General features: G+C 70.8%; 21 protein-coding genes and 1 pseudogene. 13 read left to right on the top strand and 9 right to left on the bottom strand.

The window, feature by feature from the left end:
- Window positions 1-5 precede the first annotated feature (5 nt).
- The 7 genes from H5368_RS10000 to H5368_RS09970 all read right to left on the bottom strand — a co-directional run bounded on the left by H5368_RS10000 (window position 6) and on the right by H5368_RS09970 (window position 6,242).
- Window positions 6-632, bottom strand: coding sequence for a hypothetical protein (locus H5368_RS10000; RefSeq protein WP_182824176.1), 627 nt, complete (start codon window positions 630-632; stop codon window positions 6-8).
- Between the two features lie 3 nt (window positions 633-635).
- Entirely contained in the window at window positions 636-1,409 is a 774-nt protein-coding gene (locus H5368_RS09995; protein WP_182824174.1) for an EscJ/YscJ/HrcJ family type III secretion inner membrane ring protein, read from the bottom strand.
- A gap of 16 nt (window positions 1,410-1,425) precedes the next feature.
- The gene (locus H5368_RS09990; RefSeq protein ID WP_182824172.1) at window positions 1,426-1,848 is read right to left on the bottom strand and encodes a hypothetical protein; all 423 of its coding nucleotides are present in this window, start codon (window positions 1,846-1,848) and stop codon (window positions 1,426-1,428) included.
- A gap of 80 nt (window positions 1,849-1,928) precedes the next feature.
- Window positions 1,929-2,258, bottom strand: a complete 330-nt coding sequence (locus H5368_RS09985; protein ID WP_199374003.1) for a hypothetical protein — start codon at window positions 2,256-2,258, stop codon at window positions 1,929-1,931.
- Window positions 2,259-2,338: 80 nt separating this feature from the next.
- Window positions 2,339-3,523 (bottom strand): FHA domain-containing protein, encoded by a 1,185-nt coding sequence (locus tag H5368_RS09980; protein WP_182824170.1) that lies wholly within the window; start codon window positions 3,521-3,523, stop codon window positions 2,339-2,341.
- Window positions 3,524-3,587: 64 nt separating this feature from the next.
- Window positions 3,588-5,636, bottom strand: a complete 2,049-nt coding sequence (sctV, locus tag H5368_RS09975; RefSeq protein WP_182824167.1) for a type III secretion system export apparatus subunit SctV — start codon at window positions 5,634-5,636, stop codon at window positions 3,588-3,590.
- A gap of 261 nt (window positions 5,637-5,897) precedes the next feature.
- Window positions 5,898-6,242, bottom strand: a complete 345-nt coding sequence (locus H5368_RS09970) for a flagellar biosynthetic protein FliO (RefSeq protein ID WP_182824165.1) — start codon at window positions 6,240-6,242, stop codon at window positions 5,898-5,900.
- 153 nt (window positions 6,243-6,395) lie between these two features.
- Here H5368_RS09970 and H5368_RS09965 point away from each other — a divergent pair, with 153 nt between their 5' ends.
- From H5368_RS09965 to sctT, 7 genes and pseudogenes are all read left to right on the top strand, one after another.
- The gene (locus tag H5368_RS09965) at window positions 6,396-7,457 is read left to right on the top strand and encodes an ATP-binding protein (RefSeq protein WP_182824163.1); all 1,062 of its coding nucleotides are present in this window, start codon (window positions 6,396-6,398) and stop codon (window positions 7,455-7,457) included.
- 2 nt (window positions 7,458-7,459) lie between these two features.
- Window positions 7,460-8,068, top strand: a complete 609-nt coding sequence (locus tag H5368_RS09960) for a response regulator (protein ID WP_255486505.1) — start codon at window positions 7,460-7,462, stop codon at window positions 8,066-8,068.
- The gene (sctQ, locus tag H5368_RS09955) at window positions 8,055-9,176 is read left to right on the top strand and encodes a type III secretion system cytoplasmic ring protein SctQ (RefSeq protein WP_182824159.1); all 1,122 of its coding nucleotides are present in this window, start codon (window positions 8,055-8,057) and stop codon (window positions 9,174-9,176) included. Before H5368_RS09960 ends, sctQ begins: the two co-directional genes overlap by 14 nt.
- A 6-nt stretch (window positions 9,177-9,182) precedes the next feature.
- Window positions 9,183-9,428, top strand: a pseudogene (locus H5368_RS09950) (hypothetical protein); the annotation flags it as partial.
- A complete protein-coding gene (locus H5368_RS09945) occupies window positions 9,429-10,262 on the top strand; it encodes an EscR/YscR/HrcR family type III secretion system export apparatus protein (RefSeq protein WP_182825232.1) in 834 nt (277 codons plus the stop codon).
- Window positions 10,262-10,528, top strand: a complete 267-nt coding sequence (gene sctS, locus H5368_RS09940) for a type III secretion system export apparatus subunit SctS (RefSeq protein ID WP_220486625.1) — start codon at window positions 10,262-10,264, stop codon at window positions 10,526-10,528. The genes H5368_RS09945 and sctS overlap by 1 nt, the downstream gene beginning before the upstream one ends.
- A gap of 3 nt (window positions 10,529-10,531) precedes the next feature.
- Window positions 10,532-11,314, top strand: coding sequence for a type III secretion system export apparatus subunit SctT (gene sctT / locus H5368_RS09935; protein WP_182824157.1), 783 nt, complete (start codon window positions 10,532-10,534; stop codon window positions 11,312-11,314).
- A gap of 20 nt (window positions 11,315-11,334) precedes the next feature.
- Here sctT and sctU read toward each other — a convergent pair whose 3' ends face one another.
- Complete coding sequence (gene sctU / locus H5368_RS09930; RefSeq protein WP_182824155.1) at window positions 11,335-12,393, bottom strand: type III secretion system export apparatus subunit SctU; 1,059 nt, start codon at window positions 12,391-12,393, stop codon at window positions 11,335-11,337.
- 147 nt (window positions 12,394-12,540) lie between these two features.
- Between sctU and H5368_RS09925 the strand changes: the two genes are divergently transcribed.
- The 4 genes from H5368_RS09925 (at window position 12,541) to plsB (ending at window position 17,438) form a co-directional block, all read left to right on the top strand.
- A complete protein-coding gene (locus H5368_RS09925; protein ID WP_182824153.1) occupies window positions 12,541-12,858 on the top strand; it encodes a hypothetical protein in 318 nt (105 codons plus the stop codon).
- 59 nt (window positions 12,859-12,917) lie between these two features.
- Entirely contained in the window at window positions 12,918-13,598 is a 681-nt protein-coding gene (locus H5368_RS09920) for a hypothetical protein (protein ID WP_182824151.1), read from the top strand.
- A 69-nt stretch (window positions 13,599-13,667) separates the two neighbouring features.
- A complete protein-coding gene (locus H5368_RS09915; protein ID WP_182824149.1) occupies window positions 13,668-14,612 on the top strand; it encodes a hypothetical protein in 945 nt (314 codons plus the stop codon).
- Between the two features lie 36 nt (window positions 14,613-14,648).
- Entirely contained in the window at window positions 14,649-17,438 is a 2,790-nt protein-coding gene (gene plsB / locus H5368_RS09910) for a glycerol-3-phosphate 1-O-acyltransferase PlsB (RefSeq protein WP_182824147.1), read from the top strand.
- Between the two features lie 111 nt (window positions 17,439-17,549).
- Here plsB and H5368_RS09905 read toward each other — a convergent pair whose 3' ends face one another.
- Window positions 17,550-17,765 carry a YdcH family protein gene (locus tag H5368_RS09905; protein ID WP_182824145.1) on the bottom strand — a complete coding sequence of 72 codons (216 nt, stop codon included), beginning with the start codon at window positions 17,763-17,765 and terminating at the stop codon, window positions 17,550-17,552.
- An 81-nt stretch (window positions 17,766-17,846) separates the two neighbouring features.
- Between H5368_RS09905 and ttcA the strand changes: the two genes are divergently transcribed.
- Together ttcA and H5368_RS09895 are read left to right on the top strand one after the other, a co-directional pair.
- On the top strand, window positions 17,847-18,701 hold the full coding sequence (ttcA, locus tag H5368_RS09900; RefSeq protein WP_182824143.1) for a tRNA 2-thiocytidine(32) synthetase TtcA: 855 nt from the start codon (window positions 17,847-17,849) through the stop codon (window positions 18,699-18,701).
- Window positions 18,702-18,784: 83 nt separating this feature from the next.
- Window positions 18,785-19,690: a recombination-associated protein RdgC gene (locus H5368_RS09895; protein WP_182824141.1), complete on the top strand. Its 906-nt coding sequence runs from the start codon at window positions 18,785-18,787 to the stop codon at window positions 19,688-19,690.
- Window positions 19,691-19,733: the final 43 nt, after the last annotated feature.

Below are 19,733 nucleotides of genomic sequence, written 5' to 3'. Positions count from 1 at the left end.
CGCGGTCAGGCGGCACGTGTGTCGTGGTGCGTGTAGATGCGCAGCACCGGTTTTTCGGGCAGCCAGGCCACCGGCGCGGGACCCGGGGGATGCAGCAGCTGGCACCAGTCGGCCAGCGCCGGATCGCGGCGCCGCGCCCAGGCGACCAGTTCTGCGCGGCCCTGGGCATCGAACAGCGCGTGCAGCGGCTGCGGACCGTCCGCGGTCGTGGCGGCGGCGAGCGCGTGCGCAAGCGCGGAGGCAAGCGCCGCCTGCCGCGCGCGTTCGACGTGTCCGTCCCACACGGTGCGGTCCAGCGCGAGCAGGTAGCTGTTGCCCAGCGCCGCCTTCAGCCGCCGCACCGGCTCGCGACCGGTTTCGGCGCGGATCGCGGGGGCATGCGCCAGCACGCCGATGTCGCGCAGCAGCGCGTCCAGGCGCTGCCGCGGCCAGCGCATGCGCACCAGGTCCGGCTGCCGGCCCGGGTCCGGCGCGAACAGCGCCGCCGCCGGGCCGTCGGCCAGCCAGGCGGCCAGCATGCGCCGTCCCAGCGCACTGTCGCGGGCGCGCGCGGCAAGCTCCGCATTAAGCAGCGTGTCGCCATCGGCGAGCCAGCCCGGGTCGATATCCGCCAGCAGCGCCCTGGAGGCCATGCCTCAGCCGTTCCAGACCTGGTCGACGGGCTTGGCGGTTTGCGTGGTCCCGCGCAACCGGCCCCAGAACGCGACCAGCAGGCCCAGCAGCAGGACGACCGCCGCAGCGATGCCGAGCGTCAGCGGACTGACCGCCGAGAGTGCCACGGCCCCCTGCGCGGGGCGCGCCGGCAATGGCGGCGCGGCCGCGAATTTCACCGTGACCTTGTTGATGTCGGTGAGGCCGGGCACGGCGTCCTTGATCAGCAACTTGATGTCGGCCTCGCGGTCGCGGACGCTGGCGCCCGCCTGTTCGAAGATCGCCACCGACGCCGACGAATCCAGGCTCGACCCGCCCAGTGGGTCGCGCTCGGCCAGCGTGACGTGCACGCGCGCGTCGACCACGCCGGGGAAGCGCGTCAGCGTGTCCGACAGCTCCTGCTGCAGGCTGCACACTTCGCGCCCGCGTTCCTCGGTGGAGGACGACGCAAACCCTTCCTTCTTGAACACCTCGCAGGTGGTCGCGAACTGCGCCCGTGGCAGGCCGTGCGCGCCGAGGATCTGCATCGCGTACGGGAAGTCCGAGGCCGCGACACGCACCTCCCACCCGGTCTTCGACGGCGACGGATTCTTGTCGGCATCGATGCCCGCGGCGATCAGCGCGCCCATGATCTGGTTGGCCTGGCCCTCGTCGAGCTGGCTGTACAACGGCTTGCCGCCGCAGGCGGCGAGCATCGCGCCGGCCGCGAGGGCGAACAGGGCCGCGCGCAGTGCGCGCGGCCGGTCGTGGGACTTCATGCCATGCCCTCCTGGGTCAACCCTGCTGCCGGAACAGCTGCTGGATGCCGTCCGAGGTGCGGTTGGCGACGTTGGACGTCATCTCCGCCTGGAACAGGAACTGATGGCACTTCATGGTCATTTCCATCATCTGCCCGGGCGTGAGCTCGGCGATGTTGCCGCTCATGGTCTGCGACAGCGCGTTGATGTTGGCGGCACCGGTGTTGAGGTTGTCGATGGCGGCGATCAGCGCGCGCGTGCCCTCGGACGCCTGCGCCGGCGGCAGTTCCACCGGCGTCGCCTGCTGCTGCGGCTGCACGCCGCCGGTGCGCTCGAGCGACGCGGCGAAATCGCGCACGTCGTACGGCGTTGCCGTGGCCTGGCCACCGCCCGCGGAGGCAGCGGCATTGCCGGCTGCCTGCGTCGGGTCCATGGCCGCCACCTGGATGGCTTCGATCATTTCCGTCTCCTGTTGGGCTGCATTCGCGGGAACCGGCCACGGTGGCGAAGCCACCGGCGGCACGCACCCGGATGCCTCGGTTACTGGCGCTTGCCCAGCGTTTCCAGCGCCTGGCCGACGCTGTTCTGCGAGGTCGCGGCGTTGTTGGACATGAACTGCATCTTCAGGCTGGCCGCGGTGAGCTGCACCATCGAGGACGGCTGGTCGTCGCCGCCGCTGATGTTGGCCGACATGTCGGTGATCACCGACGCCTGCGAATCCAGGGTCTGGCCCCAGGCACGCGACATCGCCTCGTACCAGCTGCCGCGATCGCCGGCCGACGCACCGCCACGGATGCCGCCGGCGCCGCCGGTGACCGCCGCGCCCGCGATGAACTGTCCGATTCCCGCATTTCCGGTGACATTGGTCATGGTTCTCTCCTCTCTCTGTGATCTGTGCTGCGTTGGACTACGGATGGATCGGGCCGGCCTTCCCGGGGCCGGCCCGCGGCTTACATGCGCATCGACGACACCTCGCCGCGCACGTTGGAGAAATCCTGCGGCTCCGACACCTCCTCGTCCGGCCGCGGCGCGCGTTCGACGGCGAGCTTTTCCAGGCTGCCGTCGGCGCGCAGCGCGTGCGCGCTGTTCTCGGTGATCGACACCAGCGTGCCGATGCCGGGCAGTTCCGCGCCAACCGGGTACTTGTCGCCCTTTCCGGACAGCACGTGCGGATCGGCGCCGCGCACGATGGCGGCAACCCGGATGCGCACGGGCTTTGGCGGCACCGCCGGCGCGCTCGCCGCCGCGCTGCGCTCGGCCACGTTCACCGGGATGACCCGGCTCACGCCCTTGACCTCGCGCATGGCGCGCGAGAAGGACGCGGCGCGCAGCGCGGCCTCGTCCTCGAAGCGGCCGCTGACCTCGACGTCGCCGTTGCCGAGGTAGCGCGTACGCGCGTTGATGCCCTGGCCGCGGAGGATCTCGCTGACGTCGCCGGCGATGTCGTCGCCGGTGCGCAGCTCGAGCTTGGCGTCGATGTTGTCGTCGGCGATTCGGCGCGCGATGCGCTCGCGCGTGGCGGCGTCGGGCACGGTTCCGGTGAGCACCAGTCCGCCCTGCAGGTCGAGATTGGCACGGCCGTCATCGATGCCGTACTCGGGCACCAGGCGCTGCAACTGCTCGCGCGGATCGGGCGGTTCGGGCCTGGCCGGCATGACCGCGGCGAAAATCGCCAGCGAGACCAGTGACAGCACGGCCACTGCGGCCACCGCCGGCAGGCGCCGCAGGTAGGGGGTGGCCGCCGGCGTGGCCAGCGCGCGCGGCCCCAGCCCGCCGGGCACCAGCAGCTCCCACGCGGGATCGTCCGCGGCGCCGAACGCGATGGCCGCCTCGCCGAGGCCCACGCGCTGCACGCGGTCGAGCTCGACCGGATCACCGGGGTGGACCATGGTGGTACCGACATGCAGCGGTGCGTCGAGCGCGCGCAGCGAGAACGCGCCATCGACGAGGCTGAGCAAGGCGTGGTGGTTGGCCACGCCGGCGTCGGCGAGCACCATGTCGCAGTCGTCGCCGCTGCCGATGAGGATCATCTCGCGCGCCGCCAGCGGGCGCAGCGCACCGGCATGCAGGCCCGAGACCACGCGCAGCACCTTGTCGACCCCGCCCTCCGTCCCGTTGTCCCGTGCCACGTTCATTGCCGACCCTCCCGTCTTCCATCCTGCGACTGCATCGTTGCCCGGCGGCGGAGCAGCCCGACGGTCATGCGTTGACCTGCCCGGCCTGCACGATGCGCAGGTCGGGTGCGAGTTCCTGGTACGACAGCACCGGCAGCTCGAAGAAATCGACTTCCATCAGCTTGCGCAGGTGGCGGCGCACATCGAGCGAGCACAGCAGCACCGGCTGGACGCCGGGCGCCTGGCGGGCGAGGTGCGCGCGCACTTCGTTGCCCAGCCGCGCGGCGAGCTCGGGCGAGATGGCCAGCTGGCTCGCGCCGCCGGCCACGCGCACCGACTGGCGCAGCTTGTCCTCGAGTTCCGGATGGATCAGCAACACGTGCAGCGTGCGTTCGACATCGGCATGGCGTTCAGCGATCTCGCGCTTGAGCGCGACGCGCACGTATTCGGTGAGCAGCACCACGTCCTTCTCGCGGCCGCCGACGTCGGTGATCGCCTCGAACACATCGCGCAGGTTGCGCACCGGCACGCCTTCCTCGGCCAGCCGGCGGAGCACGTCGGCGACGCGTTGCGGCGCGACCACGCGCAGCATTTCCTTGACCAGGTCCGGGTAGTCGCGCTGCATGCGCGCGAACAGGTTGGCGGTCTCCTGGATGCCGATGAATCCGCCAAGGCGGCGCTGCAGCGCGGCGCTGCAATGCGATGCAAGCAGGTCGTCGGGTGCCAGCGCGCCGGCCTCGCCGCGGGCGACCCAGTCACCGGCGAGCGTGGGAAAGAAGCCGGGCTGGCGATTGCCGTCGGTGGGCACGGCCGCGCGGCGGAAGTCCTCGTCCATGCGCAGGTGGCCCGCCGCCAGGCGCGCGCCGAACGCGGTCAGGCGGTATTCGCCAGGGCCCAGGGCTTCGGAGACGCGCAACTGCGGCACGGGGACAGGCACGCCGTATTCCTCGCGCATGCGCTGCGCCACGCCGGCCACGCGTGCGAACAGCGCGTCCTTGCCGGTCGCCGCGAGCAGCGCCGGTGACAGTTCGAGCTGCAGCGGCGCGGGTGGCGCCAGGTCGTCGACCGGCGGCAGGCGGTCGGCTTCGGCGACTTCGTCCTCGGGCACGCGGAACGCGCGGCGCAGCACCACGAAGCCGTGCCGGTAGCGCCAGGCGCTGATACCAAGCAGCGAGACGCCGAGCGCGGCGAACACCATCTTCGGGAAACCCGGCACCAGCGTCATGAGCAACGCGAGCAGGCCGGTGATCAGCAGCACGCGCGGCTGGCCGCTGACCTGGCGGGTGATGGCGTCGCCGAGGTGGCGGTCGTCGACCTCGCCGGTGGTGCGCGTGACCACCAGGCCCGCGGCGATGGTGGCGAGAATGGCCGGGATCTGCGAGACCAGGCCGTCGCCGATGGTCAGGATGCTGTAGGTGCGGGTGGCGTCGGCCAGTGACATGTCGCGCTGCATGACGCCGATCGCCAGTCCGCCGAGCAGGTTGATGATGATGATGACGATGCCGGCGATCGCGTCGCCCTTGACGAATTTCATGGCGCCGTCGAGCGCACCGTGCAGCTGGCTCTCGGACTCCAGCAGGCGGCGCCTGCGCTTGGCCTCGTCCTTGTCCATCAGCCCGGAGCGCAGGTCGGAGTCGATCGACAGCTGCTTGCCGGGCATCGCATCAAGGGTGAAGCGCGCCGCCACCTCGGCGACGCGTTCGGCGCCCTTGGCGATGACGATGAACTGCACCACGGTGATGATCATGAACACCACGAGGCCGACCACCAGGTTGCCGCCGGCCACCAGGCTGCCGAAGGTCTCGACGATGTGCCCGCCTTCGGCATCGAGCAGGATCGAGCGGGTGATGGCGATCGACAGCGCCAGGCGGAACAGCGTGGTCAGCAGCAGCACGCTCGGGAAACTGGAGAACGCGACCGGCGTGGGGATGTAGATCGCCAGCAACAGCAGGCCGAAGCCGATGGAGATATTGACCGCGACCAGCGCGTCGATCACCACCAGCGGCAGCGGCAGGATCATCACGCTGATGATCATCACCGCCGCGAACGCAAGGATGATGTCGCTGTAGCCGAGCTTGACGCGCGGTGCCGCGTTGCCCGGTGCCGCGAACAGCGAGCCGATCAGCGCACGCATGTCACGCACCACGCACGGCGCGCAACCGGCGTGCAACTGCCGTGCGTCCGTCCGCTGTTATCGATGCATCGCCCTCGCCACATCGCACTGACCCCATGCGTCACTTTGTGGCAAATTACGATAGTCTCGACACAAGAGCAACGTGGGAAATATTGCAGGACGCGATGGCGGCGAAGGCGTTGCCGATTCAGTGAAATGAACGCAAGCCGCTGTAATTGAGGCGTAATTTTGCCGTCACGGAAATTTCGCCAGTGCGGTGCATCACTTGATCGAGGTCTGCGGCGTGGCCGCTGGATGGATTGGCGCGACGTCGTCGGCGTCCAGTTCGGTGACGAAGTTCACGCTTTGCGCGCTGACTCCAATCGTGAATACGCGACCGGAGCGCAGTTTCACCAGCACCAGGCGCTCGCGTGGCCCGAGCGGCAGGATTTGCAGGATCGACAACGGGGCATCGGGACCGGTGAGGCCATAGCGCCGACGGAGCAGGCGCAGCACCACCAGCAGGCCCACGATGATGAAGGCCAGGGGCAGCAGGATGGCCATCAGTTCGGCGCCGAAGGACGAGGCGGCGGGCGCGGCATCGGCAACCACGGGCTCGGCCGACATGGCGCGGCCACAGGCGAGGGACAGGATGGCGGGTATGGCAGTCAGCGATCGCTTGGACATGGCGGGATGGAAGGCCCTGGGGATTGGCGCGGGACGCGCGGCGTCAGCCTACAACAGCGCTCCCGCCCGCCAGCGCCGTGGAATGCGCGCGCGATGACGGCGAACGGCGCGGTCGCGGCCCTGCTCGAAGCGATCCCGGTGCCCTGCGCCGCGTTCGCGCGAGGCGACGGGCGGCTGCTCGCCAGCAACAGCCCTTACCGTGACGCGTTCAGCGGACTGCCTGGCCATGTGCATCGCACGCGCCTGCTCGCCGAACTCGGCGACGACGACCACGACAGCGGCAGCGGCGGTGCCGCGCCGCGCGAAGTCCATGCCGCGCACAGCAATCGCTGGTATGCCCTGCACTGGGGCGAATCCGATGCCGGCGGCGAGCCGCTGTCGCTGCTGACCGCGGTCGACATCAGCGCGCGCATCGAGGCGCTGGATTCGCACCGCAGCCGCCAGGAAAAGCTGCTCTTCACGTCCCGGCTGATGTCGGTGGGCGAAATGGCGGCGATGCTCGCGCACGAGTTGAACCAGCCGCTGGCGGCGATCGTGAACTACCTCAACGGCAGCCTGCGCCTGGTGGACCAGGCCGGCGGACCGGTGCAGGTGGAGCGCGCGCTGCTGGCCGCGCGCACCCAGGCCGAGCACGCCGCCGCGGTGATTTCGCGCGTCCGCGAGTTCATCCGCGCCCGCGAACCCCGGCGCGACGCGCGCGACCTGGCGCAGATCACCGGCACCGTGCTCGAGCTGCTGCGGCTGGAGGCGGACCGCCAGCAACTGCGCATCGAACTGGCACTGGCGCCCGACCTGCCCGCGGTCTACGCGGACCGGGTGATGGTCGAGCAGGTGCTGCTGAACCTGGTGAAGAACGCCATCGAGGCGATGCGCGAGGTGCCGGCGGCGAAGCGCGGGCTGCGCATCGAAGGCCGCGTGAATCTGGACGGCGAGGTCGAGGTGCGCGTCTGCGACCGGGGCGAAGGCCTCAGCGCGGAGCAGGGCCAGCAGCTGTTCTCGCCGTTCTTCACCACCAAGAGCGACGGGCTGGGCATCGGGCTCGCCATCTGCCGCTCGATCATCGAATACCACGAGGGGCGGCTGTTCTTCGAGCCGCGCGACGGCGGTGGCAGCGTGTTCGGCTTCACGCTGCCGATCGCGGACGGAAGGGGATGAGGATGCCGGCTACGCGTGTCTACCTGGTCGACGACAACGACGGATTCCGCGATTCCACCGCCTGGCTGCTGGAGACCTCCGGCTACGAGGTGCTGCCATTCGCCTCCGGCGCGGCGTTCCTGGCGGCCTATGCCGGCAATCGCCACGGCGACGTCGCCGAGTGCCTGGTGTCGGACATCCGCATGCCGGAAATGAGTGGGCTGCAGTTGCAGGACGAACTCATCCGCCGCGGCATCCACCTGCCGCTGGTGTTCGTGACCGCGCACGGCGATGTGCCGCTGGCGGTCGAGGCGATGCGCAAGGGCGCGTCGAACTTCCTCGAGAAGCCGTTCAGCGAGGAGGCGCTGGTCGGCGCGCTGCGCACCGCGCTGGCCAGCGCACGCAGCCGCGGCAATGGCGGCGGCGCGATGGCCGGCGAACTCCTCGCCCGGCTCAGCCCGCGCGAACGCCAGGTGCTCGACCTGGTGGTGGCCAGCAAACCGAACAAGATCATCGCCGACATCCTCGGCATCAGCATCAAGACCGTTGAACTGCACAGGGCGAACATGATGGCGAAGCTGGGCGTGCGCTCCGTGCCGGAGCTGATGAAGGTGGCGCTTGGCCACGGTTGAGCGCGGCGCGCGCAAGGCCCGCGCGCGCACCGGCGACGCCGTGCGCGTGCCGGCAGCGGTTGTCGCGGCACGTTCACCGCGCGGCCTGCTTCCGGTGCTCGACGCGCCGGTGGCCGAAGCGCTGCGCGCGTTCTTCGCCGAACCGCGCTGGTGGATGCTCGCCGACCGCAGCGCGGTCGAGGTGCGCTTCGGCCGCGCGCCGAGCGCCGCGTTCGAGATCGACGCCGAGGGCACGCGCCTGGCGCTGCACGTCGAGGGTGCGGCGGGCGACGCCGACGACGGCCGCATGCGCTGGAGCGACCACAGCGGCCGCGCGCGCGTGCTCGCCTGGAGCCTGGCCCACGAGTCGCTGCTGATGCGGCTGAGCGAATGGCTGGGCGTGTCGCTGCTGCCGGTGGTGGATGACGCCCCCGGCGACGCCACGACAGCGCTGGCCGCGCCCGGGCTGTGGCTGGACGTGGCCATCGAGGACGATGCGCCGCTGCCGGACGACGCGGCGCCCGCGGCGCCGCCAGCGCGCACCCGCGCCTGCCTGTGGCTGCCGGCCGCCTGGCTGCACCGCCTGGCTGCCCGCGCCGAACCCGCGCATGACGGCGAGCCGCCGAAGGGCGCAGGGCGCTGGCGCGCGCTGCCGGTCGCGGTATCGCTGCTGCTCGCGGCGCCCCCGCTTTCCGCTGGCGACTGGCGCGCGTTGCGCCCGGGCGACGTGATCGTCGCCGGCCGCAGCAGCCAGCCCCACGTGATCGCGCGCGCCGCCGGCCAGGACTGGCCGCTGGCCCCGGCCGCCGGCGGCTGGTCCGTGCGCGGCACACCTATCCCGACCGCCATGTACCAGGAGGACAGCACCATGACCGATCACGAGGGCAGCCCGACGGCGGCCGATGCCGACCCCGCGCGGCGCCTGCCGGTGCGCCTGGAGTTCGAACTCGGCCGCAGCGAACTGAGCGTCGGCGAACTCGCCGACCTGCAGCCCGGCCATGTCTTCCCGCTGGCAACCGCGCTCGAGGGCGCGAACGTCGCGATCCGCGCCAACGGCCGCGACGTGGGCCGCGGCGAACTGGTCGCCGTGGGCGACACCCTCGGCGTGCGCCTGGTGTCCTGGAGCTGACCGGGCATGGACTTCACCACGTTCTCCCCCGCGGTTGTCCTTGTCACCGTGGTGTTCATCGGCCTCGCGCCCTTTGTCGCGGTGATGGTGACCTCGTTCACCAAGATCGTGGTGGTGCTGAGCCTGCTGCGCAATGCGCTCGGCCTGCAGCAGGTGCCGCCCAACGTGGTCATCAACGGCCTGGCGATCGTGCTGTCGATCTACGTGATGCATCCGGTGCTGCTGGAGACGCATGCATCGGTGACGGCCTACATGGAAGGCAAGCCGCCGCCGGCATCGGTGCAGGCGCAACTGGAGGCACGCGCGGCGGGACGCGCGCAGCGCGCGGCGAACCGCGAACTGGAACGCCTCCGCGCGGAGCGGGCGGCGGGCGGTCCCGCGGCGGCGCCCGCGGCCACAGCGGCCGAACCGCCGCCCGCCAGCCCGGCCGCGGCGGATGCGCTGCGTGCCGAGGCCGAGGCGATCGCCGCGGGCACGGCCGCGCAGGGCGCCGCGGAGCCTGATGCCCAGGCGCCACCCGCGCCACGGCGCGGCCCGCTGTTCGCCAACGTGCGCAACGGCAGCGAGGAACCCGGCGCCGGCGAGCCTGACGGAAGCGGCGACGCGCAGGCCGGCGACGGCGGGCCGGTGGTGGTAACCGCGGTCGGCACGCCGGCAGCGAAGCCCGCCGCCGACGGCCCGATGGATGCGGCACGCATGCTGGGCATCCTGGATGCCGGCAAGGAGCCGCTGCGCGGCTTCCTGATCAACCACTCCAATGATGCCGAGCGGGCGTTCTTCCTGCGCAGCGCGCAGCGGCTGATGCCCGCCGAGCGCCGCGACGAGCTCGACGTCGACGACTTCATCGTGGTCGTGCCGGCGTTCACCGTCAGCGAGCTGGCGGCGGCGTTCCAGATCGGCTTCCTGATCTTCCTGCCGTTCCTGGTGATCGACCTGGTGGTGGCCAACATCCTGCTGGCCCTGGGCATGATGATGCTCTCGCCGACCACCATCTCGCTGCCGTTCAAGCTGCTGCTGTTCGTGCTGATCGACGGCTGGGCCAAGCTGGTGCACGGCCTGGTGCTGACCTACGGGAGCGCCTGGTAGTGAACGAGGTCCTGGAGCTCACCAGGGAGGCGCTGTTCCTGACCATGCTGCTGTCGGGGCCGCCGATCGGCGCCGCGGCGCTGGTGGGGCTGGTGATCGCGTTCCTGCAGGCGGCCACCCAGCTGCAGGAGCAGACGTTCGCCTACGCCTGCAAGTTCCTGGCGATCGTGCTGATGCTGTTCGTGACCGCGGCGCTGATCGGCGGCTCGCTGTACAGCTACGCCGACCGGATCTTCCGCGACTTCCCGGGACTGGTGCGGCAGTAGCGCGTGTTCGACTTTCTCGGCAATCCCCTGCTGGCGCTCGCGCTGACGCTGCCGCGCGTGGTGGGCGCGTTCGTGGTGCTGCCGCTGATGACCCAGCAGACGGTGCCGGCGATGGTGCGCAACAGCTTCATGGTCAGCCTGGCCATCATCGCCCTGCCCGTCGCGCTGGCCGGCATGCCGATGGAGTCGCTGGGCGCGGCCGAGTGGCCGGTGATCGTGCTCAAGGAGCTGTTCATCGGCGTGGCGATCGGCTTCTGCTTCGGCATCGTGTTCTGGGCGATCGGCGCGGTCGGCAACGTGGTCGACACCCAGGTCGGCATGTCGATGGCGTCGGTGTTCGATCCCATCCAGGGCCACACCGTCACCGTGCACGGCGAGTTCCTGTCGCAGCTGGCAGCGTGGCTGTTCATGGCCAGCGGCGCGTTCCTGGTGTTCCTCGACCTGCTGATGTCGAGCTACCTGCTGTGGCCGGTCACGTCGTACTTCCCCGACCTGCCGGCCGCCGGCATGAACCTGTTCGTCGGCCAGTTCAGCTACATGATGACGGCGGTCCTGGTGATGGCCGCGCCGATCATGGTGATCCTGCTGATCATCGACCTGTCGTTCGGGCTGGTGAACCGCTACGCGCCGCAGCTCAACGTGTTCGCGCTGACGCTCCCGATCAAGGCCTGGCTGGCCACGGCGCTGATCCTGATGCTGCTGGGCGTGTACATCGAGATCGTGCTGGAGCGCCTGGGCAGCAACCGCCATCTGCTCGGCGTGCTGCAGCAGGCCTTCGGCACCTGACCTGACCCGCGCCGCCGGGCTCAGTCGCCGCGACGGATGCCCTCGGCCCAGTGCAGCACCTCGGCCACGGCGTCGAAGAACTCGCCGCCGATGTACTCGTCCAGCGCGACCTTCTCGTTGAGCCCGCGCGCCAGCGGGATGTTCTGCAGGATCGGCACGCCGGCCTCTTCGGCGGCGCGCTTGATCTCCTCGGCCTGGTGGCCCTCGCCCTTGGCGACGACCACCGGCAGGTCGTTGACCCCGGACTCGAACTGCAGCGCGACGGCGATGTGGGTGGGATTGGTCACGACGACATTGGATCCTCGCACGGCATTGAGCATCGTCTGCTGCGACCACTCCTGGTGCAACTGCTTGCGGCGCTGCTTGATGTAGGGGTCGCCCTCGTTCTCCTTGACCTCCTGGCGGATGTCACGGCGGCTCATGCGCAGCTGCTTGAGGTAGGAGAACTTCTGGTACCAGGCGTCGAGCACCGAGACGAAGAAGAACACGAAGATCGTCCAGATGCCGATGCGCAGCAGGCCGTGCCAGATCGCGGTGGCCATCGCCTCGGGCGGGGCATGCGGCAGCAGCAGCAGGCTGTGGCGCATGCCGTACAGCACGAAGCCGCCGATGAAGATCAGGCCTGCGCTCTTGAAGAACGCCTTCACCAGCTCGACCAGGTTGTCCATCGAGAACATCTTCTTGATGCCCTCGACCGGGTTCAGCTTGGCCAGGTCCGGGGTGAGCTTCTTCATGCTCGCCACCGGCCCCGTCTGCAGGAACTCGGTCACCAGGCCCAGGAACACCGCCAGCAGCAGCAGCGGCAGGCACAGCCACAGCAGGGTCCAGACGGCGAGCATGCCGACATCGGGCAGCGCCTCGGCGAACGGGCGGCCGATCGAGGCCACGCTGGCCTCGAACAGCTGGCGCATGCGGTCCCACATGAAGTCGAGCATCATCCACGCGCCCACCAGCCAGCCGAGCACCAGCACGGTGCTGGTCAGCTCCTTGCTCTTGGTGACGTTGGCGTCCTTGCGCGCGTCACGCAGCTTCTTGGAAGTGGGCTGCTCGGTCTTGTCGGCGCCCTGATCCTTCGCCATCCCGTTCCCTGCCTGCAGTGCCGGTGCACGCTACCATGCGCGCCCGCCAGGCCCGCGCCATCTAGGGTTGCCCCGAGCTGGCATGCGCGGGGTGGGGGCGTAGAGTTCCGGCATCGCCCCTCGTCCGTGCAGGTTCCACGCAGCGCAATGAGCATCACCGGCCCCGATTCGCGCCTCGACGTCGCCTCCGCCCTGCACCGGATCGACAGCCCGCTCGACGACCTCCGTCGCCAGCAGGGCGGGGACGCGCATGAGGTCCAGGGCACCGTACCGCTGGTCGAAGCCGAGGTTGCACCGACCCCGCAGGCCGATGCCGGCGAGTACATGCTCAATGCCCCGGCGTGGGAGTCCGGCCACGACCGCCTGCTGGCCGGGGACCTGGCGCTGGAGGCGAGTCTGGGCGGCATGCCGCTGGCGCAGGCCGCCGAACACGCCGTCGACGCCGTCCTCGACGCCTTCGCCTGAATCCCGTGCACGGCGGCGACTGGCTGCCCGCCGCGCCAGGCCGTGATAATGCCGGCGCCATGACCGACCCCCTGCCCACCCCGGCCGCCCTGCGGACCGCGGCCGACCGCCTGGTCTCGGCGCTGGCCGCGCACGCCGATCCGGAGTACCGGCTGGCCGTGCTCAAGCGCCTGGTGCGCCGGCTGGGCGAGGAGCAGTACCCGCTGTTCCTGCGCCTGGTGGGGGTGGTGGCGGAGAGCGACGACGAGCGCGCGCAGCGCATCCTCGCCGAGACCTTCGGCACCGCCCTGCGGCGCATGGACCTCCCCGGCGGCGCGCTGAGTTCGTGGGGCGCGACCGGCCTCCCCGACCATGGCGCGCCCATGGCGGCCAGCGCGCTGTCCGGGCATTTCTTCGGTGCCACGCCACGGCGCATGCTGGGGCCGGTCGAATACCTCACGGTCTGGCACCTGCAGCGCACCCAGCGCACGGCGCTGTCCGCAGACACGTTCCGGAACAGCCTGGCGCGCATGATCACCATGCTCAACCGCAGCGACGATGCGCGCACGCTGTACCCGCAGAAGCTCGCCGCCGACGCGCAGAACGAGCTCGAGGGCGCCTACACGCGCGTCACCCGCGAGCGCCTGGCGGCGATTGCCGCGGCCTGGGCCGCCGGGTACCCGCCCGACAGGGTGGCCGAGGCGGCCATCGACAGCGGCGCCGCCGCCAACCCGCATGGCTGGGTCGTGCGCGACCTCTGAGCCGTCCGCGCTTGCCGCCGGCGTCGGCGCGCGGCCAAGATGCCAGCAGCTTCCGGGGAGGGACGCCACGTGCCGCCACCACGAACCATCCTGCTGCGCGTGTTCGCAGCCGCCGCGCTGGCCTGCGCGGTCTCGGCCTGCAAGCCCGCGGCTGAGGCACCCGCCACGGCGGCCGGGCGCGGCGATACCAGTCGTCCGGTGCTGGCGGTGCAGCTGCTGAGCCGGCACCTGCGCGACAACGATTTTGCCGCCTTCGCGCGTGACGCCGTGCCTCCCGCGCTGCACACCCGCCTGGAACGGGCCTGGCGCGACGGCCGCAGCCGTTGGCCGCTGGACGAGCTGCCCTTCAATGACCGCATCCCGTCGGTGCTCGCCGCGCTCGCCGCGCCGGACGCGGACACCGCGCTGCGCAAGGACTTCGACCGCCAGTTCTCGGGTGCGGGCGGTGAGATCCGCGCCGCCGCGACCACGCTCGGGGTGTTCGGCGTTCAGTACGTGGATCACCAGGGTGATTTCAGCCCCGCCGAACGCGCCCACTACGCGCAGCTGGTGACCGCCGCGGCACGCTGGGCACAACGCGCGCCGCTGGCCGACCGCGCACGCGCGCACGCGGCCATCGCGCGCCTGGCGGCCGCGGCCCGTGCGGCGGAACTGGACAACGCCGACAAGGAGGCCTGGTCGGCGCTCGGCATGGACGCCACGCTGCGTCGCATCGGCCGCTTCAGTGGCGAGGCGAAGGCGGTGCTCGCCGGCTACGGGCTGGGCGTTGACGACAGCCTGGACGGGCTGGAGGCGAGCCTGCACATGCAGGCCGGCGATTACGCCGAGGTCCGCCTGCGTTACCTGCTCGCCGGCGACCCGATCGATGCGCTGATCCCGGTCGAACGCCTGGGCGGCCAGTGGTACGTCAGCGACTTCCTGCGCCACGCCCAGGCCGCCGCGGGCGTCCCGGCCCGCCCCGCCAGCCCGCAGCGGACCGCGCCGCTGCCCGACGGCCCGGCCGCCGCACCCTGAACGCGGGCGACCGGGCGATCGGCGCGCTTGGGCATAATGCCGAAGATGCCTGACCAACCTTCCCTGTTCGACAGCAGCCCGGAGCCCGCAAGGCCCGACAGCACGGATGTCCCCGGCGCTGCGGCGCAGGAGGATCCCGTGCCTGGTGCCGCCGCGCCGGACACACGCCACGGAAGCGACGCGCGCGACACGGTGCAGCCCGGCGATGCGGACGTCCTGCGCGCCCCCGCCCGCCCGCGCGCCGCGCCGCGTGCGCAGCGTTCGCTCCGGGCGCGGCTGCTTGGCGGCATGCTCGCGCCATGGATCGGGCTCAAGATCGAGCCGGCGTCCCCGGGCGCCGGCATCGACACGCGCCTGGTCTGCTATGTCCTCGAGGATTACGGCCTGTCCAACGCCCTGATCCTGGACCGCGCCTGCCGCGAGGCCGGCCTGCCATCGCCACTGCGGCCGCTGCCGGGCGATCCGCTGGGCCGCAAGCGTGCCTACGTGGCGCTGTCGCGACGCAATGCCGGCAATGCCCTGGCGCTGGCGACGCAGATCGCCACCCAGCAGCCGAAGCCGCCGAAGAAGAACCATTCCGACTCGCTCGCCCGCCTGCTCGCGGCGCACCGCCTGGATCCCTCCCTCGACGTGCAGCTGGTGCCGGTGTCGATCTTCGTCGGGCGCTCGCCGGACAAGAACAGCGGCTGGTTCTCGGTGCTGTTCTCGGAGAACTGGACCATCGTCGGCCGTTTCCGCAGGCTGCTGGCGATCCTGCTCAACGGCCGCGACACCCTGGTGCGGTTCTCGCCGGCGATCGACCTGCAGGGCGTGATTGCCGAAGGCCTCGATGCCGAACGCGAGGTGCGCAAGCTCTCGCGCGTGCTGCGCACGCACTTCAACCGCATCCGCGCGGCGGTGATCGGTCCGGACCTCTCCACGCGCCGCCTGCTGGTCGACAAGGTGCTGTCCGCGCAGCCGGTGCGCGACGCGATCGCCGACCAGGCGCGGCGCGAGGGCGCGCCCGGCGACAAGGCCCAGGCCGAGGCCTGGAAGAAGGCGCACGGCTATGCCTACGAGATCGCGGCCGACTATGCGCATCCCGTGGTGCGTTCCGCCAGCTTCCTGCTGTCCACGGTGTGGAACCGGATCTTCCGCGGCGTGCTGGTGCACCACCTCGACAACCTCAAGGCCGCGGCCCCGGGCCATGAAGTGGTCTACGTGCCCTGCCACCGCAGCCACATGGACTACCTGCTGCTCAGCTACCTGCTGTACACGCGCGGCATCGTGCCGCCGCACATCGCCGCGGGCATCAACCTCAACCTGCCGGTGATCGGCACCATCCTGCGCAAGGGTGGCGCGTTCTTCATCCGCCGCAGCTTCCGCGGCAACGCGCTGTACTCGGCGGTGTTCACGGAATACGTGGCGCAACTGGTGGCCGGCGGCTACTCCATCGAGTACTTCATCGAGGGCGGGCGTTCGCGCACCGGGCGCCTGCTGCAACCCAAGGGCGGCATGGTGGCGATGACGGTGCGCGCGTTCCTGCGCCAGCCGACGCGGCCGGTGCTGTTCCAGCCGGTGTACATCGGCTACGAGAAGCTGATGGAGGGCAACAGCTACCTCGACGAGCTGTCCGGCAAGCCCAAGCAGGGCGAGTCCATCTGGGCCCTGCTGTGGGGCATCCCCAAGGTGCTGCGGCAGAACTACGGCCAGGTGGTGGTGAATTTCGGCCAGCCGATCGCGCTCGCCGACATGCTGGCCGAACACGCCGCCGCCTGGGACGGCAAGCCCCTGCCCGACGAGGAAAAACCCGCCTGGCTGTCGACCACGGTCGATGCCACCGCGCAGCGCATCCAGGAGCGCGTCAACTCCGCCGCCGACGTCAACCCGATCAACCTGCTGGCGCTGGCCCTGCTGTCCACGCCCAAGCACGCGATGGGCGAGGCCGACCTGGTCGCGCAGATCGTGCTGTCGAAGAAGCTGCTGGCCGAGGTGCCCTACAGCCCGCTGGTCACCGTGACCCCGCACGCGCCGGAGCAGATCATCGCCCACGGCGAGGAGATCGGCGTGCTGCACCGCGTGGCGCATCCGCTTGGCGACGTGCTGCGCGTGAACGGCGATACCGCGGTGCTGCTGTCGTACTTCCGCAACAACGTGGTGCATCTGTTCACTGCTTCGGCGTGGATCGCGTGCTGCTTCCTGCACAATCGGCGCATGGCGCGCGACAGCCTGCTGCGCATCGGCCGCGCGATGTACCCGTTCCTGCAGGGCGAACTGTTCCTGCCCTGGGACGAGGACGGCTTTGCCGCGCGCATCGACCAGACCATCGCGCTGTTCATCCGCGAGGGCCTGCTGGAGCGCGTCGGCGACGACGACGGCGGCATCCTCGCCCGCCACCCGGGGCAGTCCGACGAGGTCTTCCGCCTGCGCGCGCTCGGCCATCCGCTGCAGCAGGCGTTCGAGCGCTACTACATCGCGATTTCGGTGCTGGCCAAGAACGGCTCCGGCGCGCTCGGCACCGGCGAACTGGAAACCCTGTGCCAGCTGGCGGCGCAGCGCCTGAGCCTGCTGTACGCGCCGGCGGCACCGGAGTTCTTCGACAAGACGCTGTTCCGCGGCTTCATCCAGAAGCTGCGCGAGCTCGGCCTGGTGAAGCTGGACCACAACAGCAAGCTCGCCTTCGACCAGCGCCTGGACACCTGGGCCAAGGACGCCAAGGTCATCCTCGGCCGCGAGCTGCGCCACACCATCGAGAAGATCAGCCCCGAGGCGGTCAAACCCGTGCCGCAGCCGGGCCCGGCTGCGCCGGAGCCCGCCGCCGCGACGGACGACCCGCCCGCGCGCTGACCGGCGCGCACTCTCGGCGGCGCGGGGGCGCCGGCACCTCGACGCCGATGCCTGTCGCTACTGGCGCAGCAGCGCTGCCCTGACGCTGCGCTGGTGACGGCCCGCCGCGGCTCAGGCGGGTTGGTCGGGAATCAGCGCCGACTCCATCCGCTCGATGCAGTCCTTGATCTGCAGCTTGCGCTTCTTCAGGCGCTTGAGGACCAGTTCATCGGTCTGGATGTCGATGTGCAGGCGCTCGATGGCCAGGTCGAGGTCACGGTGTTCGACGCGCAGCGCGACGAGGCGTTGCGTGAGGCGGGCCAGTTCGGTGGTGTCCGGCGGATGCATCTGCGCTCGAGATTACACGGCGGGCGGCGCCGGCGCGACGGCCGCGGCCCGACGGTGGGCAGCCGGTAGAATGGCCCGCTGATGAGTACCGTCCTGCCCCTCGCCACCCCGACCCCGCGCAAGCCGCGCGCCGACGCACCGGCAGCGCAGCTGGCCAGCCGCCTGCGCCACCAGGTCGGCCGCGCAATCGCCGATTTCGGCATGATCGGGGACGGCGACCGGGTGATGGTGTGCCTGTCCGGCGGCAAGGACAGCTACACCCTGCTGGACATCCTGCTGCAGCTGCAGAAGAAGGCGCCGGTGTCGTTCTCGCTCACCGCGGTCAACCTCGACCAGAAGCAGCCCGGGTTTCCGGCGCATGTGCTCCCCGCTTACCTGCGCGCGCGCGGCGTGGACTTCCACGTCATCGAGCAGGACACCTACTCGGTGGTCGCGCGCGTGGTGCCGGAAGGCAGGACCATGTGCGCACTGTGCTCGCGCCTGCGCCGCGGCGCGCTGTACGCGCACGCGGCCGAGCATGGATTCACGCGCATCGCGCTGGGCCACCACCGCGACGACATGGTGGCGACGTTCTTCCTCAACATGTTCTTCCACGCGAAGCTCGCCGGCATGCCGCCCAAGCTCCTGAGCGACGACGGCCGCCACGTGGTGATCCGCCCGCTGGCCTACGTGGCCGAGGCCGACATCGCCGCGTATGCGGACGCCATGCGCTTCCCGATCATTCCCTGCAACCTGTGCGGCTCGCAGGAGAACCTGCAGCGCGTGCAGGTGCAGCGGATGATGGCGGACTGGGAGCGCGCGTCGCCCGGCCGCATCGACCAGATCGCGCGCGCCCTGGGCGACGTCCGCCCCGCGCAACTGGGCGACCCGGCGCTGTTCGACTTCGCCGGCCTCGGCTGCGGCGATTCCGGGCCCGCACCCCGTACCGAGCACTGACCCCACGCACGATGGCCGGCTTCCCGCACACGCGGGAACGACGCGCCATTGCCCCCGACACACCGATCCTGGATTGCCCCCGCATGTTCTTTCGCAACCTCACGCTGTTCCGCTTCCCCACCTCGCTCGATCTTGCCGCACTCGATGACGCGCTCGCCGCGCAGCCGCTGAAGCCGGTCGGCCCGCTGGAACTCTCCTCGCGCGGCTTCGTCGCGCCGCTCGGCCGCGACACCGAAGCGCTCGCGCACCGCGTGCCCGACGCCATCTGGGTCGCCGTGGGCGGCGAGGACCGCCTGCTGCCGTCGGCGGTGGTCAACGACATGCTCGCGCGCAAGCTCGACGAGCTGGAAGAACGCGAAGGCCGCCGTCCGGGCGGGCGCGCGCGCAAGCGCCTGAAGGACGACCTGGTGCACGAGCTGCTGCCGCGCGCGTTCGTGCGCCCGACCCGCACCGACGCGATGATCGACCTGCGCAACGGCCTGTGCATCGTCGACTCCTCGTCGCGCAAGAGCGCCGAGGCGGTGGTGTCGCAGCTTCGCGAGGCGCTGGGCAGCTTCCCGGCACTGCCGCTGAACGCGGAAGTCGCGCCGCGCAGCGTGCTCACCGGCTGGATCGCCGGCGAGACGCTTCCCGACGGCCTGACGCTCGGCGAGGAATGCGAGATGAAGGACGCCAACGACAAGGGCGCGGTGGTGAAGTGCCAGCGCCAGGACCTCGGCAGCGACGAGATCACCCACCACCTGGAGGCCGGCAAGCAGGTCACGCGCCTGGCGCTCACCCTCGACGACCACGTGTCGTTCGTGCTCGGCGAAGACCTGGTGGTGCGCAAGCTGAAGTTCCTCGACGGCGTGGTCGACCAGCTCGACAGCGGCGACCGTGCCGACCAGCGCGCCGAACTCGACGCGCAGTTCGCGTTGATGTCGGCGGAGGTGCGCCGCCTGTTCGAAGTGCTGGAGCCCGCGCTCAAGCTGTCGCGCGTCGACGCCTGAACGCGTGCATCGCAACGGCGCGCGCGCATCCGTCGCGCGTGCG

This window comes from Luteimonas sp. MC1782 (assembly GCF_014164605.1).
Lineage (GTDB): Bacteria > Pseudomonadota > Gammaproteobacteria > Xanthomonadales > Xanthomonadaceae > Luteimonas.
This window is presented reverse-complemented; position numbering and strand designations above follow the sequence as displayed.